17 protein-coding genes are annotated in these 17,953 nt (G+C 36.4%); 11 read left to right on the top strand and 6 right to left on the bottom strand.

What is annotated here, in order from left to right:
- Window positions 1-104 precede the first annotated feature (104 nt).
- From GH741_RS13430 to GH741_RS13410, 5 genes are all read left to right on the top strand, one after another.
- On the top strand, window positions 105-800 hold the full coding sequence (locus tag GH741_RS13430) for a response regulator transcription factor (RefSeq protein WP_153737300.1): 696 nt from the start codon (window positions 105-107) through the stop codon (window positions 798-800).
- Entirely contained in the window at window positions 797-2,116 is a 1,320-nt protein-coding gene (locus GH741_RS13425; RefSeq protein ID WP_153737299.1) for a sensor histidine kinase, read from the top strand. The genes GH741_RS13430 and GH741_RS13425 overlap by 4 nt, the downstream gene beginning before the upstream one ends.
- A gap of 106 nt (window positions 2,117-2,222) precedes the next feature.
- Window positions 2,223-4,049: a translational GTPase TypA gene (typA, locus tag GH741_RS13420; RefSeq protein WP_153737298.1), complete on the top strand. Its 1,827-nt coding sequence runs from the start codon at window positions 2,223-2,225 to the stop codon at window positions 4,047-4,049.
- A gap of 105 nt (window positions 4,050-4,154) precedes the next feature.
- Window positions 4,155-5,240, top strand: coding sequence for a PQQ-dependent sugar dehydrogenase (locus GH741_RS13415; RefSeq protein ID WP_338079433.1), 1,086 nt, complete (start codon window positions 4,155-4,157; stop codon window positions 5,238-5,240).
- A gap of 70 nt (window positions 5,241-5,310) precedes the next feature.
- Entirely contained in the window at window positions 5,311-5,610 is a 300-nt protein-coding gene (locus GH741_RS13410; RefSeq protein WP_153737297.1) for a YkvA family protein, read from the top strand.
- A gap of 28 nt (window positions 5,611-5,638) precedes the next feature.
- Here GH741_RS13410 and GH741_RS13405 read toward each other — a convergent pair whose 3' ends face one another.
- Both GH741_RS13405 and GH741_RS13400 read right to left on the bottom strand, forming a co-directional pair.
- Entirely contained in the window at window positions 5,639-5,785 is a 147-nt protein-coding gene (locus tag GH741_RS13405; protein ID WP_153737296.1) for a YfhE family protein, read from the bottom strand.
- Window positions 5,786-5,870: 85 nt separating this feature from the next.
- Window positions 5,871-7,229, bottom strand: a complete 1,359-nt coding sequence (locus GH741_RS13400) for a transposase (protein ID WP_153737295.1) — start codon at window positions 7,227-7,229, stop codon at window positions 5,871-5,873.
- A 186-nt stretch (window positions 7,230-7,415) separates the two neighbouring features.
- On the opposite strand from GH741_RS13400, the gene tnpA reads away from it, so the two are divergent.
- Window positions 7,416-7,718, top strand: a complete 303-nt coding sequence (gene tnpA, locus GH741_RS13395; RefSeq protein ID WP_240795501.1) for an IS200/IS605 family transposase — start codon at window positions 7,416-7,418, stop codon at window positions 7,716-7,718.
- A gap of 21 nt (window positions 7,719-7,739) precedes the next feature.
- Here the strand turns inward: tnpA and GH741_RS13390 are convergent, their stop codons facing one another.
- From GH741_RS13390 to GH741_RS13380, 3 genes are all read right to left on the bottom strand, one after another.
- Window positions 7,740-8,105: a cupin domain-containing protein gene (locus GH741_RS13390; RefSeq protein WP_153737294.1), complete on the bottom strand. Its 366-nt coding sequence runs from the start codon at window positions 8,103-8,105 to the stop codon at window positions 7,740-7,742.
- A 59-nt stretch (window positions 8,106-8,164) separates the two neighbouring features.
- Window positions 8,165-8,707 carry an HD domain-containing protein gene (locus GH741_RS13385; protein WP_153737293.1) on the bottom strand — a complete coding sequence of 181 codons (543 nt, stop codon included), beginning with the start codon at window positions 8,705-8,707 and terminating at the stop codon, window positions 8,165-8,167.
- Window positions 8,708-8,832: 125 nt separating this feature from the next.
- Window positions 8,833-9,642, bottom strand: coding sequence for a DUF2935 domain-containing protein (locus GH741_RS13380; RefSeq protein ID WP_153737292.1), 810 nt, complete (start codon window positions 9,640-9,642; stop codon window positions 8,833-8,835).
- A gap of 317 nt (window positions 9,643-9,959) precedes the next feature.
- On the opposite strand from GH741_RS13380, the gene GH741_RS13375 reads away from it, so the two are divergent.
- The 4 genes from GH741_RS13375 to GH741_RS13360 all read left to right on the top strand — a co-directional run bounded on the left by GH741_RS13375 (window position 9,960) and on the right by GH741_RS13360 (window position 13,826).
- The gene (locus tag GH741_RS13375; RefSeq protein WP_153737291.1) at window positions 9,960-11,168 is read left to right on the top strand and encodes a CapA family protein; all 1,209 of its coding nucleotides are present in this window, start codon (window positions 9,960-9,962) and stop codon (window positions 11,166-11,168) included.
- A 192-nt stretch (window positions 11,169-11,360) separates the two neighbouring features.
- Window positions 11,361-12,176, top strand: coding sequence for a DUF368 domain-containing protein (locus tag GH741_RS13370; RefSeq protein ID WP_153737290.1), 816 nt, complete (start codon window positions 11,361-11,363; stop codon window positions 12,174-12,176).
- A 63-nt stretch (window positions 12,177-12,239) separates the two neighbouring features.
- Complete coding sequence (locus tag GH741_RS13365; protein WP_153737289.1) at window positions 12,240-12,560, top strand: thioredoxin family protein; 321 nt, start codon at window positions 12,240-12,242, stop codon at window positions 12,558-12,560.
- Between the two features lie 771 nt (window positions 12,561-13,331).
- Window positions 13,332-13,826: a GNAT family N-acetyltransferase gene (locus GH741_RS13360; RefSeq protein ID WP_153737288.1), complete on the top strand. Its 495-nt coding sequence runs from the start codon at window positions 13,332-13,334 to the stop codon at window positions 13,824-13,826.
- A 50-nt stretch (window positions 13,827-13,876) separates the two neighbouring features.
- On the opposite strand, the gene GH741_RS13355 is transcribed toward GH741_RS13360, so the two are convergent.
- Complete coding sequence (locus GH741_RS13355; RefSeq protein ID WP_153737287.1) at window positions 13,877-14,542, bottom strand: VOC family protein; 666 nt, start codon at window positions 14,540-14,542, stop codon at window positions 13,877-13,879.
- 162 nt (window positions 14,543-14,704) lie between these two features.
- Here GH741_RS13355 and GH741_RS13350 point away from each other — a divergent pair, with 162 nt between their 5' ends.
- The gene (locus GH741_RS13350) at window positions 14,705-17,947 is read left to right on the top strand and encodes a winged helix-turn-helix domain-containing protein (RefSeq protein ID WP_153737286.1); all 3,243 of its coding nucleotides are present in this window, start codon (window positions 14,705-14,707) and stop codon (window positions 17,945-17,947) included.
- Window positions 17,948-17,953 lie beyond the last annotated feature (6 nt).

The following is a 17,953-nucleotide window of genomic DNA, read 5'->3' as shown; positions in this document are numbered from 1 at the left end:
GGCAAGTCTTAGGTATAATTGTGGAAAAAGTGTGTAATCAATCAAAATAGGTTCAATTTTTCTTTGAATATGCGAAAATGATGATAAGAAAAGGAGGCAGACTAATGAAAAACAAAATATTCATTGTAGAGGACGATCCTAATATTCGAGATATTGTGTCGGCATATTTGAAAAAAGAGGGTTACGAGATATCTATGGTTGACAATGCAGAAGACGCATGGGAATTGACTCGAGATTCAAGACCTGATATGTGGATATTGGATATAATGCTACCAGGAATGGATGGATATGAACTGTGTAAAAAAATTCGGCAAGAAAGTGAAGTACCCATCATCATTATATCTGCCAAAGACGATGAAGTCGATAAGATTTTAGGCCTAGAGTTAGGAAGCGATGATTATTTAACAAAGCCATTCAGCCCAAGAGAATTGGTTGCAAGAGTGAAAAGAATTTTTAAACGCATAGATTCTTCTGTAACGGGAGGTTTAGAGGAAGAACAGGAATTGCAGTTAGGGGATTTAGTAATTAACACAAATGATCGAAGGGTTTTTTGGCAAGGGAAAGAAGTGGAGGTAACTGCAAAGGAGTTCGACTTGTTAACGATCCTAATTAGTAATCAAAACCGGGCATTTGCACGTGAAGAGTTACTTTCATTAATTTGGGGAGAAGATTATTTTGGTAGTGACCGGGCTGTCGATGATCTAATTAAGCGTCTGCGGAAAAAACTCGAAGATCTACCTATCGAGACGGTATGGGGATACGGGTATAGAATGCGCAGTAAGACAGAGGAGGTAAAATGAAACTACAGTATCAACTAACTGCTGCATTCACTGGCCTTTTAGTAATTATAATGTCGGTAGCCGCTATTACAATTTATTCATTAATACTCAACCTACTCATTCAAGATGAACAGGTTGAATTAGAAGCCAAGGGAAATCTGTTGGTAAATTTGTTAAATGATTACAACTATGAAAATGTGCAAAGACTTAATCTATTATTGCAAGGTCAGGAAATACAACTGTTTCTTTATAATAAAGAAAATAACCAACTACTTTTTACAAATTTACCCGTACCACTAGTGGAAAACTGGATTAATACTTATGACGTAACAAATGATAAAGAAGAAATTTGGAAAGCTGACAATGGAAGCTATGTTGTTTCGAGAGTGGACTCCTATTCTCAGCAATCACAAGATGAATTAATACTAGTAACCCCATTGGAAGATTTACAAGCAGTTCAACAGACTTTTTTCAACCGTTTGCTTGTAGTGTTTTTGGTTGGGATAGTAATTGCTGTTCTACTAAGTTACTTATTAACAAGACGCTTAGTAACGCCGCTCACTAGATTAAAATATCAATTAAAAAAGATTGAAAACAGACAATTTGACGAAGTTGAAGAAATTCATGCAACGGGTGAGATAAAGGAAGTCGAACAAAGTGTACTAGAGATGGCAAACGAACTTAGCCGTTATATACAATCTCAACGACAGTTCTTTCAAAATGCAAGCCACGAGTTAAAAACTCCTTTAATGACGATTCAAGGTTATGCGGAAGGGATACGCGATGGTGTTTTTGTAAAAGAGGAGTCGGATCGTGGGTTAGATGTTATTGTTGCTGAAATAGCACGCTTGAAAAAGATCATTAATGAGATGATTCTCCTAGCTAAATTGGATAGTGAGGAAAATATTTATCGAGAAGAATTAATAAAAGTTAACGATTTACTTAAACTAACAGTAGAAAGAGCGTTGCCACTGGCTAATGATCAACAAGTAACTATTACCCAGAACGCTCCGAGTGATATGACATTGTATGTTGATAAAGAAAAATTACTCCAGGCTATGATGAATATCATTTCAAACGCTATCCGGCATGCATCATCGAACGTTGCTATCCATGCGGAAGAGTCTGGTGACTCTGTAAATATTTCGATTGCAGATGATGGAAAAGGAATTTCTGAAGAACTAATGCCACATCTGTTTCACCGGTTTGTTAAAGGCGAAGGTGGGGAAACAGGTCTAGGACTGGCAATTTCACGTGCAATTGTAGAGCGCTCAGGTGGAACTATAACAGTGGGAAAATCGGATCTTGGTGGTGCTTTGTTCACGATCAAGATATAAAATGAAGTATTAACTATACTTCTTTGTATGTTATATGGTATAATTGGCAAGTTGTAATCGGAAATCGGAACTTGAACTCGTTACAAAAGAGGAGAGAATGTACATTATGCAATTAAGAGAAGACATTCGTAACATAGCAATCATTGCTCACGTTGACCACGGTAAAACTACGCTAGTAGACCAACTGCTTCGTTACTCTGGAACTTTCAGAGACAATGAACATGTGGATGATCGTGCAATGGATTCAAATGATCTTGAGAGAGAACGCGGAATAACCATCCTAGCTAAAAATACAGCAATTGAATATAAAGACACACACATAAATATTATGGATACACCAGGACATGCTGACTTTGGTGGTGAAGTAGAGCGAATCATGAAAATGGTTGACGGGGTACTTCTGGTTGTTGATGCTTATGAAGGTTGTATGCCACAAACACGATTCGTGTTGAAAAAAGCACTAGAGCAAAAGTTAAATCCTGTAGTAGTACTAAACAAAATCGATCGTCCAAGTGCTCGACCTCAGCAAGTAATTGATGAGGTACTTGACTTATTTATCGAACTTGGTGCTGACGATAGCCAACTAGAATTCCCGGTTGTTTATGCTTCTGCATTAAATGGTACATCTGGTAATGAACCGGATGAACAAGAAGAGTCTATGGAAGCTGTTTTTGAAACAATAATTGAAAACATACCAGCTCCAGTTGATAATTCTGAAGATCCTTTACAGTTCCAGATAACATTATTGGACTATAATGAATATCTTGGCCGTGTTGGTATTGGTCGTATCTTCCGCGGATCGATCAAAGTTGGTCAACAGGTTTCGTTAATGAAGAAAGACGGATCTGTTAAGAACTTCCGTATATCTAAATTGTTTGGTTTTATTGGATTGAAGCGAATTGAAATCCAAGAAGCTAAAGCTGGTGATATTATTGCATTAGCCGGACTTGAGGATATTAACGTAGGTGAAACAGTATGTCCTACTGATCACCCGGAAGCATTACCAATTCTTAGAATAGATGAGCCTACCCTTCAAATGACATTTGTTGTTAACAATAGTCCTTTTGCTGGTAGAGAAGGTAAATATATTACTTCAAGAAGAATTGAAGAGCGTTTAATGACTCAGCTTGAAACAGATGTAAGTTTGCGTGTTGATCCTACAAGCTCACCAGACGCATGGACTGTATCTGGTCGTGGTGAATTACACCTATCTATTTTAGTTGAGAACATGCGCCGTGAAGGATATGAAATCCAGTTATCTAAACCACAAGTTATTATTAGAGAAATTGATGGTGTTCGTTGTGAGCCAGTTGAACGTGTGCAAGTAGACGTACCAGAAGATCATACTGGTGCTGTTATGGAATCATTAGGTTCTAGAAAAGGTGAAATGATTGATATGGTTAACCAAGGAAATGGTCAAGTTCGTATGGAATTTAAAGTTCCATCACGAGGATTAATTGGTTACTCCACTGAGTTCATGACTCAAACAAGAGGATATGGAATCATCAATCACACATTTGACAAATATGAGCCTCTAATTCCTGGTCAAATAGGTGGAAGACAGCGTGGTGTGTTAGTAGCTTTAGAACATGGAAAAGCTTCAACATACGGTATTATGGGACTAGAAGATCGAGGTACAATCTTTGTAGAACCAGGTACAGAGGTCTATTCAGGAATGATCGTTGGAGAACATAATCGTGAGAACGATTTAACTGTTAACATTACAAAAGAAAAGCATCTTACTAACGTGCGTTCTGCTAACAAGGATCAAACGTCAACAATTAGAAAAACACGTACAATGTCGTTAGAGGAAGCAATTGAATATCTTAACGATGATGAGTATTGTGAAGTAACACCTGAGTCAATCAGACTTCGTAAGAAAATCTTAAATAAAAATGAACGTGAAAAAGCTTCTAAAAGAAAAACTGTATAAGTTGCTTGAAACCAGTGAATTAAATTCACTGGTTTTTTCTTTTGTAATAAAGGTAATAGTGTTTAAAAGAAGAATTAATCAACTAAGCAAAATATTTCATTAGGAGTGATTACTATTAAGTACTACCTAATTATGCTATCATCACTTCTTTTAGTGGCTTGTAGCGGGATGGAAAATAATGAAGATACTTCTACTGTTCAAGAACAAGAAGAAATGGAGGAATCCGTAAATGGAGGCAGTGAAACAGAGGTTACTGCCACCAATTTAGAGGTGCCCTGGGAGATAGTTGAGTTTAACGATACAATTTACGTCAGTGAGCGACCAGGTTCAATAACTAAGGTAACAGCTGATGGCGTTACTCGGAAGTCGGTAAAACTAGAAAAAAGTCTGGCGAATCGATCTGAAGCAGGTTTATTAGGATTGGCATTTCCTAGTTCGTTCTCTGAAAATAAAGAAGCTTTTGCCTATTATTCTTATGCTAATGAACAAGGAGTGTTTCAACGAATTGTTCGGATACAAGAGCAAAGTGAGCAATGGGTAGAAACAGCTGTACTCGTCGATGGTATCCCTGGAGGTCAATATCATCAAGGAGGGCGTATTGAAATAGGACCTGATGATAAGCTTTATGCTACAACCGGAGATGCAACCGTGCCTAATTTAGCTCAAAATAAAGATAGTCTTGCAGGTAAAATTTTGAGAATCAATCAAGATGGCACAATTCCAAACGACAATCCGTTTGCAGATTCTTATATTTACTCTATTGGGCATAGAAATCCACAAGGCCTTGCATGGGATGAAAAAGGTAATTTATATGCTACTGAACATGGTAACCAGGCTCATGATGAGATAAACTTAGTTCAACCAGGTAATAACTATGGGTGGCCTGAAATTGAGGGTGATCAACAAGCAAGTGAGATGCTATCACCAGTAGTTCAATCGGGAAATGATACATGGGCGCCTTCAGGAACTACTTTTTATAATGGCGACTTTTACTTTGCAAGTCTTAGAGGAGAAGCAGTACGAAAATTCGATGTAGTTTCTGAATCTCAGGAGGTCGTTTTGGATGGTTATGGTAGGATTCGTGATGTCCTTGCAACTGATGAGGGGATCTACTTTGTAACCAATAATACAGATGGTCGAGGAAATCCAATCGAACAAGATGATCGTTTAATTTTATGGAAACAGAATTAATGCTAAAGTGGAATGTTGATCGGCCACTTGAATAAAATAATTCACAGTCGAGTAGAGGGAGTTTTGTTAGATGATTAGGTTTACAAGAAGGTTAAAATTTTTATTTAACTTTAAGAAGTCAATTCCTTTTCTGAAGGAATTCTTCTTTTCAAGTCAGGTTAAATCAGCACCAAAGATTTTCTCTATCGTATTAATTTTAGGCTATATTATTTTTCCTTTTGACATTATTCCGGATTATTTGCTAGCGTTTGGAATTTTGGATGATGTGGCCATTGCGGGTTTAATATTACAGCAAATTGTTAAGGTAGCTCCAGAACAATTAAAAGAAAAATATGGTTTAAATAAAGTTAAAAATAAAAAGGTTAGGTAGCTCAGCTACCTAACCTTGTAAAATTCACTTATTCTTCTTTTCTATTCAGTGCTTGCTTTCTATATCCGCCAGCAATATCTGCGTGCTTGAATTCTTTGCTGTAGTGCACCTCTTGGGCGTCAGATAGTTCAACTCCAACCTGTTTAGTCGGTTGATATTGAGCTTTTCTTGCCATGTGTAAACATCCTGTGAACCTCTCCACCTAAATCATAGATTTTGATGGAGCATTCCTTGTCTTAAATACAGTACAAACTAAGCGATTAAGCCACCCTAGGTGCCTCTAGAGCCTGAATAAGACTAATGAATGAAGACAAGGTTTGAGATGTTCTTTTTGCCAATACAGGGACTTTTGCCTGCAAGGACAACCATGACTTTTCAGACATGGATTTTTGGTAAGCTCTAATAAAGTAACGAGCCGCTATATTATAGCTAGCTGAAAGATCAGCATGATATACCTTGCCCGTAGTAAATGTGGCAAGGTCTTTTTTATGGCTACGCACTACTTTTCCTGTGCCATCATAGGCCAATGCACTTGTGTTTCTAGGGTTTACTCTTGAAATTCGCATTCCTAAATAATGCGCCATTTCTTCTACTTTACTTTGGATAGCTGTTTTTCTCCAATAACGTAGTTTAAAACGAAGTTTCTTCGCTCCCCAAAAACCTTTTGGTACGCGCATTTTATTGAGGTACTCAAAGACAACAACATCGCAATTATACTCTTTTGCGAAAGTCGCAATCTCATGCGATGTATGGTTAATGATATGCTTTTGTAGTCCGTTAATTTGTCGCCAGTAATTAGGTGCAGGTACCCAACCTGATATGCGTTGTACTTTTCTTAGTTTATTCGTCATGCGATACAAATGGTCTTTTTCTTTGGCTTGATTAATGAACTTTCTAGCCAAGACAGCGCCTGCTGAATCCACGACCGAACAAACTGCAGAGTTATTAATACCAAGGTCTACCGAGCATACTTTTTGATCTTTCATTATTGTTTTATTTAATGTGACTTCGTTTGTATAACTAAAATTCAGAAAATATTTCTTTCCAACCCTAACAAGCTTCGGATTATGCTCTTTCCAATCCCAAATGTTACGCTTATAAAGGTCTTGTTCTTTGAATGTGATATCTATCCATACCCAATCATTTTGATAAAACACTTTTATTTGAGCGGAAGTATCTGAAGTTCTCTCGAACATGTTACCTTTATAAAACACAGGAAATTCTTTATGTGCTAATTGCAACGTTGGTGCCTTATTTTTAAATTTCTTTCCTTCAGAAAGCGCCATTTCTTTTTCTTGTAGCCAATTTCGATAGTTAGAACGATAGCTTTTCACTTTTCCAAAAGCAGATGCAATGGCCCCTCTTCTAAAGTAACATGGTAATTTATAAAACCTAGAATTAAACTCTCTATATTTGGGGATAGGGTTTGATTTTGTTCGATGTATTAATTTTTCTACAGCCGGAACAATAGACTTCGCCTGAAAATCATCAATAGTATCAAACTCAGTGTCTATCACTTCCATAATAAATGTTAAGGCTTCATTATAGATAGCCAGTGTAGCATCGAAGATGCGAGAATGGTTCGTAATTTTATGTCGTACTGACTTTGCCATCTTCATTATCAAACCCCCTTAACAAACATATGTTCCTATGATAAACTATACCATAAGAGTGAATCAGTTGTAAATGAATAGGTGGTGCACTAATGATCAATTATCAAAAGAATAGACATGCATATTATAAACTTACTTACCACTTAGTTGTCGTAACAAAATATAGACACAAATTTCATATCAGATAACATTATGGACCGCTTGAAAGAGATAACACTTTCTCTGTTTGACAGGTGGGACTGTGATTTAATTGAAATAAATGGCGAGGAAGATCATATTCATATTCTTTTTGATGCTCCTCCACAAATAAACCTCGCGAACACGATTAATAGCTATAAAACAGTTACATCAAGATACATAAGAAAAGAGTTCCCAGAGGAACTCTATAAGTATTATTGGAAACCTTATTTTTTGAGTAGAAATTATATGATATTAACTACAGGTGGAGCAACGATAGATGTGATTAAAAAGTATATTGAAGAACAGGGAAAGTAAAACCTTAGCGCCTAACCCCCGCTAAATCGCAGATTTTGAAGGGGAATGCGGCGCTAATTTTTGTTCAATATGTTTATGGCCAACGCCTGCAGGAATGACAACAGCATCACCTGCATATATGTTTAAAGATAAACCGTGGTTTCCGCCGAACATTATTTTGGCTTGTCCACTGATTACTCCTAGCACCTCATGTGAGTTACTGTGAAAATGGTGGTAACTAAAAACACCACCCGTCCAACTGTTTTTCCAATTATTAGTTCGAAAAAGCTCACTAAAATTTGAAAAATTATCCTCCATTATACTAGGGTAGACGAGCAGTGGCAGCTTAGAGTTCGGTATTTCCCCATCATCTTTAAAAAGAAAGGTTTGCTCTAGATTATATTCCACATTTACCCTCCTTCACTTTGATATGCCCTTTCAATCGAAAGAAACTTTGGTTAATGGGCCTAGACAAATATATCTAGCATTTTTTTAAAGTCATCAAATAATTTAGGGTGTTCATTTTCCTTAAGGCCAAAAGTTAGGCTTCGGTAGATATTGGAATAGTACCATTGTTGGGCCGATTTATCTCTTTTAAATGAATCCCACATACTTTCACCTAGTTCTTTTTCATTCTGTAAAAGGGAGGAAAGGTTATCGATCTTATCTGCGCACACTACAAGTTTAGCGCCGACAGAGGCTGTTTTTATTGTCTCAATCGTATGTTTTTTTCGCTCTTCCCAACTTAGGGATTTATCAGGCTCTGAAGCATAACTAACTAAACTTGCTACTTCCTTACCAAACATTGCTTCAATTTCATCCAGTGTCCCATCAGTATCTTCAACTACGTCATGTAAAAGACCAGCGATAACCACTTCTTCTTTGTGGCCATGCTGTAACAGTAACATCCCTACCTGAAATGGGTGGGAAATGTACGGTACATCATCAACTTTACGCTTTTGCCCGTCGTGTTTTCGTGCTGCATAGGATATCGCTTGTTTTATATTCATAACTTCACCTCAATTTCATTATAAGATAAATTAGTCTGTAGAGTGAGTGATATCACTAGAAAAATGAAATGAGCCGACTAATTTCTTAGCAGACTCACTGTTATAAAACCTTCTTGGGCAAAATTTTAATGTGGATCTTTAGTTCTTGGTTTCGTAGGATTGCAATCTGGTGGATTGGTATGGGTTGACTCTGCAAGTTTCATAAGGTAATAGCATTCTTCTCTAGCCATATGATCAGCCATTAGTCCAGAGAAAGTTCCTAGTACAGTTTCCGAAAGTTCCATTTCCTCTAGCTCATGAAGGAAAATTCGAAACAGATTTAGTTCTATCTCAACATCTGAATTAAACCTACTTAAAGCTGGAAATGTATCAACATTGGCGCGCAAATAACCTGTTAGTTCAACTGCTTTTAAGTAAAAATTGTTAAAATGCTTAGTGAATTCCTTACTTTTTTTCTTTAATCGTTTTTCTACCCCATCCATTTGGTCGTTAATAGCACCAGCATGCCCTGAAGCATCTATGAGCCAAACTAAGTGATGGTGAAGTTCATGAAAAATAGGAGGTAGTTCACCTTGCTTCAAGAAATTCAACACTAGCTGATACTCCTCCAACTCATTAACCATATGATTTAGAAAAGTAGGACCTAAATGGATGCCGATTTTCCCTTTTAATTGTCTTTCAATAATAGAGAGTTTAAATTGTTTAATATAATCAGTAGCAGACTCTGCCTGTTTAGTAAAAGAAATTGCATTTGATTCAGTTATTGATTTAGATTGTTCAAGTAAATCATCAAAACTTTTAACAAAATCCCTCGCCTTTTCTATATCCTTTGTTTCCTTTGGATATAGAGAATCTCGAATAAATCTTGAATGGTCACCTAAGACTTGTAACCAAAATTGGTGTTCAAAAGATGCCCCTTGAATGAAATCTTTCAATTATGCTCAGCCCCTTTGTTATACATCAAGATGATGCAGTTTATTCTAGCGAAGAATGAGAAAAATTAACGCTTAGGTAGGTAATTAGTTACGGTTTACTAGTGTCTATCTTTTCAGTTTATTCACCATCACCCTGAAATAGTATAAAAAAATAAAAATTAACACATTTCATTTTTAACTTAAAATTAAGAAGAATATTTTATTGAGACTCCTGTAAAATGATGATATTTCAAAAGTATTGTCATTTGTTGTAATATATAAATATAGAAGCGAAAAAAGAGAGCAACTATTATATTGAAAAAAGGGAGTCGTAATGAATGCAAAAACAGTTCGGATTAATCCTTTCTATTCTTTTAATTAGCATTTATATAACAGCATGTGGAGTAGAGAATGAAGAAAGTAAAAATTCCAATGAAAACAGTGAAGTGACAGAACAAGAGAAAAAACCAGAGGATACAATTGAAGTTCCGAAATTAGAGGAACCCGAAGAACCAAAAGAGCCTGAGACAATAACGAGTGAAATTACGATATCTGCTATTGGAGATATGTTAATTCATGACCGAGTATATGAAGAAGCACTAACAAGTGATGGATATGATTTCAGCTCAATGTTAGCGCCTGTAAAACCGTTTCTAACAAAATCAACAATCTCTATAGCTAATCAAGAGACAATGATTGGAGGAGTTGAACTCGGTCTCTCATCCTATCCTTTGTTCAACAGCCCTCATGAAGTTGGTGATGGTTTACGTGATATTGGTATCGACGTTGTGACCCTAGCAAACAACCATACATTGGACCGCGGAGAGGAAGCTGTTCAAAGTGCAATTAAGCACTGGGAAGAAATTGACATGATGTACACAGGGTCATATAAAAACCAGGAAGATAGTCAATTAATCCGTGTTTACCATACCGAAGAGGATATTGATGTTTCTTTTCTCAGCTATACTTATGGAACGAATGGAATTCCAGTTCCAGAAGGGAAAGACTATTTAGTGAACTTAATAGACAAAGAAAAAATGGCCAGTGACATTGAAGAAGCTAAAGATTTGGCTGATGTAGTAGTGCTCAGCCTCCACTTTGGTAACGAGTATGAAAGAATGCCTAGCCAACAACAGAAAGACCTAGTTCAATTTGCTGCCGATCAAGGTGTTCATGCTATAATTGGGCACCATCCACACGTTCTTCAACCAGTCGAATGGGTGGAAGGTAAGGATGGAAACCAAACGTTTGTTGCTTATTCTTTAGGGAATTTCTTATCAGGTCAAGTGGATTTTTATCGATGTGTTGGTGGTATCGTTAACTTTACCGTAGAAAAGACTGTCAAAGGTGAAGAGGAAACAATAAAGGTGAAAAGTCCTCAGTTTATTCCTACGTTCGTAGAGCGTGGCAAAGAACAATATTATCAAGTAACCCCTATGTATCAACTTACAAACAAAGATCTGCAAAATGCGGAAGAACATTATCAAGAAATTAAAGCACATATGTCCCAGTGGGTCCCAGAACTAGAATTCATCGAAAGTGAATAGTAAGTAGATAAATGGAGTCTCAATTTTTTATGAATTGAAACTCCATTTCTTTCTTGGTATAAAACTGTCATCAAGGTGTCTCCTTATGAATTATACATATATAATTCACTCGGGATTTTTGATATACTTACTGAGGTGAAAAGTACTGACATGAAGAGTTTTTGTATTACCTACTAAAAGGAGATAAACTAAATGAATTGGAAGAATATTTATCGTGGAATGCTTATGGGAGCAAGTGATGTTGTTCCAGGTGTTAGTGGTGGTACGATCGCAGTAGTTCTTGGCATATATGATCAATTGATTGAATCAATAAATGGGTTTTTTAGCAAGGAATGGAAAAAACATTTCGGTTTTTTGTTTCCATTAGGTGTTGGTGTTGTAATAGCCATCCTATTATTAGCAGATTTAATTGAATGGTTATTTGAACATTATCCTGGCCCAACGCAATTCACATTTTTAGGATTAATTATCGGGGTGTTACCGTATCTTTATACTAAATCCGATGCTCGAACTACGTTCAAAGCCCAACATTTTATCGTATTAATCATAGGTGCTGTACTAGTCGCATCCATGCTATTTTTTAGATCGGGAGAATCTGATCCAGTTACCGATGTAACATTGACAACGTATATCTGGTTGTTCTTTTCAGGATTTCTAGCAAGCAGTGCAATGATTTTACCTGGTATTAGTGGTTCTTTTCTATTGTTAATAATTGGTGCTTATACTACTATTCTAAATGCTGTGTCTGAAATGAAATTAGACATTCTTGTAGTTCTTTTCGTTGGTATTGTACTTGGATTGATAACAATGAGTAAAATAATCCATTATTTTATGGAAAATTATACAATTGGAACCTATGCATTAGTTATAGGGTTAGTTGTTGGTTCGGTTTTCGTTATTTTTCCAGGCTGGCCTTCAGATGTATCAGGACTGGTACTAAGTGTTTTTACGTTCTCAATTGGATTATTAGTTGCATTCTTATTGGGTCGAATTGAATATAAGCAGTAGGCACAAAACTTGATTTGAGAAAAATACAGTGGTAGTTTTGTTGCTAAAGAAAGGGGTTCGGATATGGAACAAATTAAATCAAAAGAGCAGTTTAATGAAGTGATTAATTCAGAGAAGCCAGTTATTGTGAAGTTTTACGCTGATTGGTGCCCCGATTGTAAAAGAATGGATATGTTCATCGGCGATGTCCTAGAGGAGTATAGCCAGTACGAGTGGTTTCAATTGAATAGCGATGAGGTAGAAGGGCTCGCACAAGAGCATGAGGTGATGGGAATTCCGAGTATTTTAATTTTCCAAAATGGAGAAAAATTAGCCCATCAGCACAGTGCCTATACAAAAACACCGGAAGAAATTGAAGAATTTTTACAACAACAGTTGGGTTAACAATAGCGAAACTCTCGTTCACTGAACGGGAGTTTTTATTTTTCTAAGTAGCTTTACTTCATGATCAACAAAAGGCTGTTTTCTAAAAGACTACTGTTTTAGACAGAATATCTATAAACTGTGTCGTAACTAATATGTTGATTTGCGCTCCGGGCAGTCGCTTTCCGCGGGCAACGCTTCAACTTCCTCGGAAGAATACCACTTCCTGCGGGATTTTCAGCCGTCGCTTTTCCCGCAGGAGTCGACTGCCCTACGCTTCAATCCCATCATATAAGAGTAAATAGCTATTGTTTGGTTTATGAAGTTACCAAATACAGACATTATACTACGTAAGAGAAAAGCAAAAACTTCTCAAAAATCCAATCATTTTTCTTCGTGAAAGTAGTTATATTGCATTAAGTAAACTTTTTTGGAGTTCATCACACTTGAACAGAAAGCTATTCTAAGCTGCGGATACCCCTTTTCAATTGGAGAAATGTCCATGAAACATAGATTCACGGGTATTATTTTTCGATAATCAGAACACCACTACTAGTGAAGGCAGAATACGTAGACTCCTGTGGGAACAGCACGCGTCCGAAGACCCCGGAAGAATCGTTCTTTGATTCTGAGGAGGCTAAGGCCGTGCCCACGGAAAGCGAAGTATTCTGCCGAAACGGTGTAAAGTAGTATTAAAAAAAGAAGGTAGAAGGCAAATCCCAAGTAGAAGTTACGACGCTTTTTATATCAACTTCGAAGCAACAAAACTTACAAAAAAACTGGAGGATTCAAATGATACGATTAGCTAAAGATGCAGATTTGACTAAGATAATGGATATAGTAAAAAACTCAGTGAAGGTGATGAATCAAAAAGGTAACTTTCAATGGGACGAGACGTATCCACTCGCTACTAATTATCAAGAAGATATTGATAGAAAAGAACTATACATCTATGAAGAATCCGGTCAAATTAAAGGGGTAATAACAATTAGTGAAAACGAACACAGTGAGTACCCCTCGATTTCGTGGAGTTCACCTGTAAAAGCACTAACCATTAAACGCCTTGCGGTTAATCCTGAAGCAAGAGGAGGAGACATTTCTGGCGCATTGTTTTTATTTGCGGAGAAAGTTGCCAAAGAGAAAGAGATTCCTTATTTAAAAACAGATACCTTTTCAAAAAACAGTTCGGCTCAAAGGCTATTTGATAAGAATGGATATCTATTTGTTCAGGCAAAAGAAGTCAAGGAGAAGGGCGATTCACTTTTGTATTTTGAAAAGTTTCTATAAGTGGAAGTCTCAGACTAAAGCATGGTAGCCCTGAAAAAGGCTACCATCTTTTAAACAGTACGGGTTTCAACAGTTATTTCTAATTTGTTTCCTTGCTGTATAATAAGGAATCCATTTTCCAACTGATATTCATTACTATTAGTTTTGAGCTGATATACCTTTAGAAAAAGATTTATCATCTTTGTTGGGTTTGGAACAATTAATTTCACGGTATTAATTTGTTTATTATTTATCAAAGATGAATCAGAAGGGACATTTCCTTGCCCACCCCATTCAATGATAAAAGGTAAAAGTTCTTCAGATTTATAATCGAAAGCAGGGAATAGCATTCTCCAGCTAAGAGTTGTTCCATCAGGACGTTTTCTATTACCTTCGAATGGCCCCGAATAATTGATGCCATTCTTTTCAAAATGCCTGATAAGCCCATCCATATCTTTAGTTCGTAATGCGAACTGTATAAGCCCCTCTTTCCCATGAGCTAGCTTGTATGTGAGGTGTTGGATAAGTGGATTATCTGCCTGTCTAGCTATTGATTCATCGTACACAGATAACCATTCTAGATAGCTATTATTCTCAAAGTAACTCAAATAATTGTATGTACCCCAATTGACATGGGATCCACCTTGTATGTTCTTCACGTTATTTAATTGACTGAAGCTCTCTGCAGTTTTTTTTGCATCTACCGAAGCGATAACAATGTGATCGATAGCAAGCATGATACTCCTCCTGACGAATAGTATATTTAATAATACTATACCATTTGAAATTAGAAGTTGTATGTTAGACTATTTTTAACTATATTAAAAGTTCTAATTTGCTTCTCAACTTATATGTTAGAATAGAGAAAAATCAAATTAATTTTTTAATGAGGGGATACAATGGGGAATATTTCAGTCATTCAAAGTCAGTTAATGCCTCCACCTGTTAAAGAAAGTTTTTTAAGACGTGCAAATCTACATAAAAAATTAGCCTCTATTCCTCACTATCCATTGACTCTACTACATGCAGGGGCCGGTTACGGAAAAAGTACAGCTCTAACTTTGTTTGTCCATGATATCGAGTCTTCCACTTGTTGGTATTCTATTTCTTCTAATGATGATGACGTTATACCTTTTTTAACAAAACTAGTTCATGCTATTAAAAGTAAACATCCAGAATACGGTGAATCGATCTTAGCTGAACTCAAGTTCTTAAATGAGTATATTAGTGATGAACAAATTTGGTTACTAGTTTCCATGCTAGTGAATGAGGCTGTTAGATTAGAACAAAAAATCATTTTAATTTTGGATGACTATCATCACATTCAGAAATCCGGAACAATTGAAAAATGGATGAAATACTTTTTAGAGCATATACCTGCTAATCTTCGCGTGGTTATTTCTAGTCGCAACAAACTAAATTGGGGTATTTTGACCTCTCTAAAAGTTAAGGGAGAGCTATTAGAAATCTCACAAGAAGATTTGTTGTTAAGCTTAGATGAAATGGAGCATCTTCTAGAGGATACATATAATATTTCCCTGGAAAAAACTGAACTAGATAAAATAAATCAATTAACAGAAGGCTGGGCTATCGCATTTAGCATGTTAGCTGATAATCTGCAAAACAGCATATCTCCTAGTTATATTCTGGATAATCGCAAAGAAACATTACAAGATTTATTCGACTTTTTGGCCTTGGAAGTATTATCAAAACAATCGCTAATTAATCAACAGTTCTTGCTACAGACAAGTATATTGGACGAATTGTCACCTGAGATGTGTGATGCAGTGTTAGAAGTAAATGGTTCCGAGTCTATTTTGTCTAATCTATCCGAACAAAGCGTTTTTGTTCAAGAAATAGACGGAAGAAATTACAGATATCATGCACTGTTTAAGGAGTTCTTACAAAATCAGTTGAGATTGAAACATGGTGATGAGTATCAAAAATTAAATAGAAGAGCAGCAAACATATATGAAGGTATAAATATAGAGAGTGCTATTCATCATTACCTGCAAATAAACGAATATGGGCATATAGCAAAACTGATAAGTAATCATGGTAGGGTGATGCTAAAGAATGGGAAACTTCAGACCCTATTGGAGTATTTAAAACCGATTCCGAGTGATCTGAACGACCAATTTCCTATTCTTTGGTTTTATCAAGGTGAAATTAACCGATTTAGGTCTTCCTATGAATGGTCTGAATCCTGTTATAAGAAGGCAATCAAGATAGGTGAAAGTAATGATGATCGCTATTTAACAAGTATAGCCTTAGAGGGAATTGCGAGAATATATTTAGATACTATTCAACCTGACAAGGCGGAACGAGTACTGCAAAGGGCGATCACTCTGAGAGAGGAATCAAGTGGAAGAAAAGAAGAGATGGCCAAGTTGTATCAATTATTGGCGGAAAATTTACTCAACTCCGGTCAAGCAATAAAGGCCGAAAAGTGGTATGAACGCGCTGAATCTCTTGATCTACCATTAGAAGACGGTAATCTAAAAGCTCGTCTTTACCTACGAACTGGTAGGCTAATTAATGCCAAAGAACTTCTCTTGAAACGAAAGAATTCCAGAAAAGATCAGGATACGGTCCACCTTTCCCAATCGCACCGTGAGACAGACATTTTATTGGCTATTATTGAATCCTTTTTAGGAAATCCAGAGGATGGTAAGAAATACGCGGAGCAGGGAATGAAGCTTGGAATGGATATACAGTCGCCTTTTGTTGAAGCATGTGGTTGGATGCGAATGGGGCACGCTGTACAGTTGATTGACCGTTATGAGGTAGTACTAGCTGAGAAATGTTACCAGACATCTTTAGATATAATGGAGAAAATTGATGTATCTAGGGGTAAGGCTGAGCCTTACATGGGTTTATGTATCCTTTATGGAAAACAAGGAAGATACGATAGAGCAATTGAAGCTGGACAAAAAGGGTTGTATGAAACGGAAAAAGTAAAGGATTTGTGGCTATCTACATTAATACAATTATGTATGGGAATATCCTCTATCTATTGTGAAAGATATGAAAATGCTTATAAGGTATTAGAAGAAGTGAAAATACAGTTTGAACAGTGCGGAGACAGGTATGGTATTATGTTGACGTCCTTTTGGAAATCATACATTTCATATAAGACAGAAGACTTAGAGCTATTTGAAGAAGAAATTCGACATTTCTTAACCGAGATACAAACAGGTGGTTATGAATTTTTTCTAACAAAACGAACCACATTTGGTCCATATGATATTCAGAGCTTAGTTCCATTGTTGCTACAAGCTCAAAAAAGTAATATTCATAGCTTGTTTATCTCTAAGATCATTTCCGAATTAGGTTTGAGTAGCATTGAAAATCATCCAGGTTATACATTGAAAATTCAAACGCTTGGCAAATTAAGACTTCAATTGGGTAATATCTTCATTGAAGAGACAGACTGGCAAAGAGGCAAAGCGAAAGAATTGTTTGAATTTTTCATTACGAATAAAAATAAGTTAATAGCAAGAGAAGTCATCTACCGAGAAATTTGGCCTGATCAAGATGATGATGCAGCTAATCGGAGCTTCAAAGTTTCATTTAATTCACTGCTCAAAACAATTGAACCCCATAGAAAAGCGAGAGAAGATTCATTCTTTATTAAACGTAAAGGAAGTTTTTATGGGATAAATAATGATTCAGTCTATCAATTGGACACGCTTTTATTTGAAGAGTGGGTGTCTAAAGGTTTGGCAGAAAATGATCCGTACCAGGCGAAGGAACTGTTAAATAGGGGGTTGAATTTATATGAAGGGGATTATCTACCAGATAGAAGGTTTGAGGATTGGTGTTTAACGGAAAGAGAGCGCTTACAGGTTATTTATTTACGTGCTGCTGAAAAAATAGCTCAGGTTTCCGTGCGATTACATGACTTTGAGTTGTGTATTTACTGGTGCGAAAAAATACTCATGGAAGACAACACTTGGGAAGAGGCATATCGTTTGCTTATGTATTGTTATTACCAGAAAAACAATAGACCACAAGCAATTAAATGGTTTAACAAATGTAAAAAGATATTGATCGCTGAGTTAGGCGTTGAGCCAATGGAACATACCAAAGAAATGTACCGGATGATTAGAGAGGCAGTTGAAATGAATCTATTTGATTGAACGATT

The organism is Aquibacillus halophilus, assembly GCF_009649745.1.
Lineage (GTDB): Bacteria > Bacillota > Bacilli > Bacillales > Amphibacillaceae > Aquibacillus > Aquibacillus halophilus.
The sequence above is the reverse complement of the archived record's forward strand: the minus strand, read 5'-3'. Positions and strand labels throughout refer to the sequence as shown.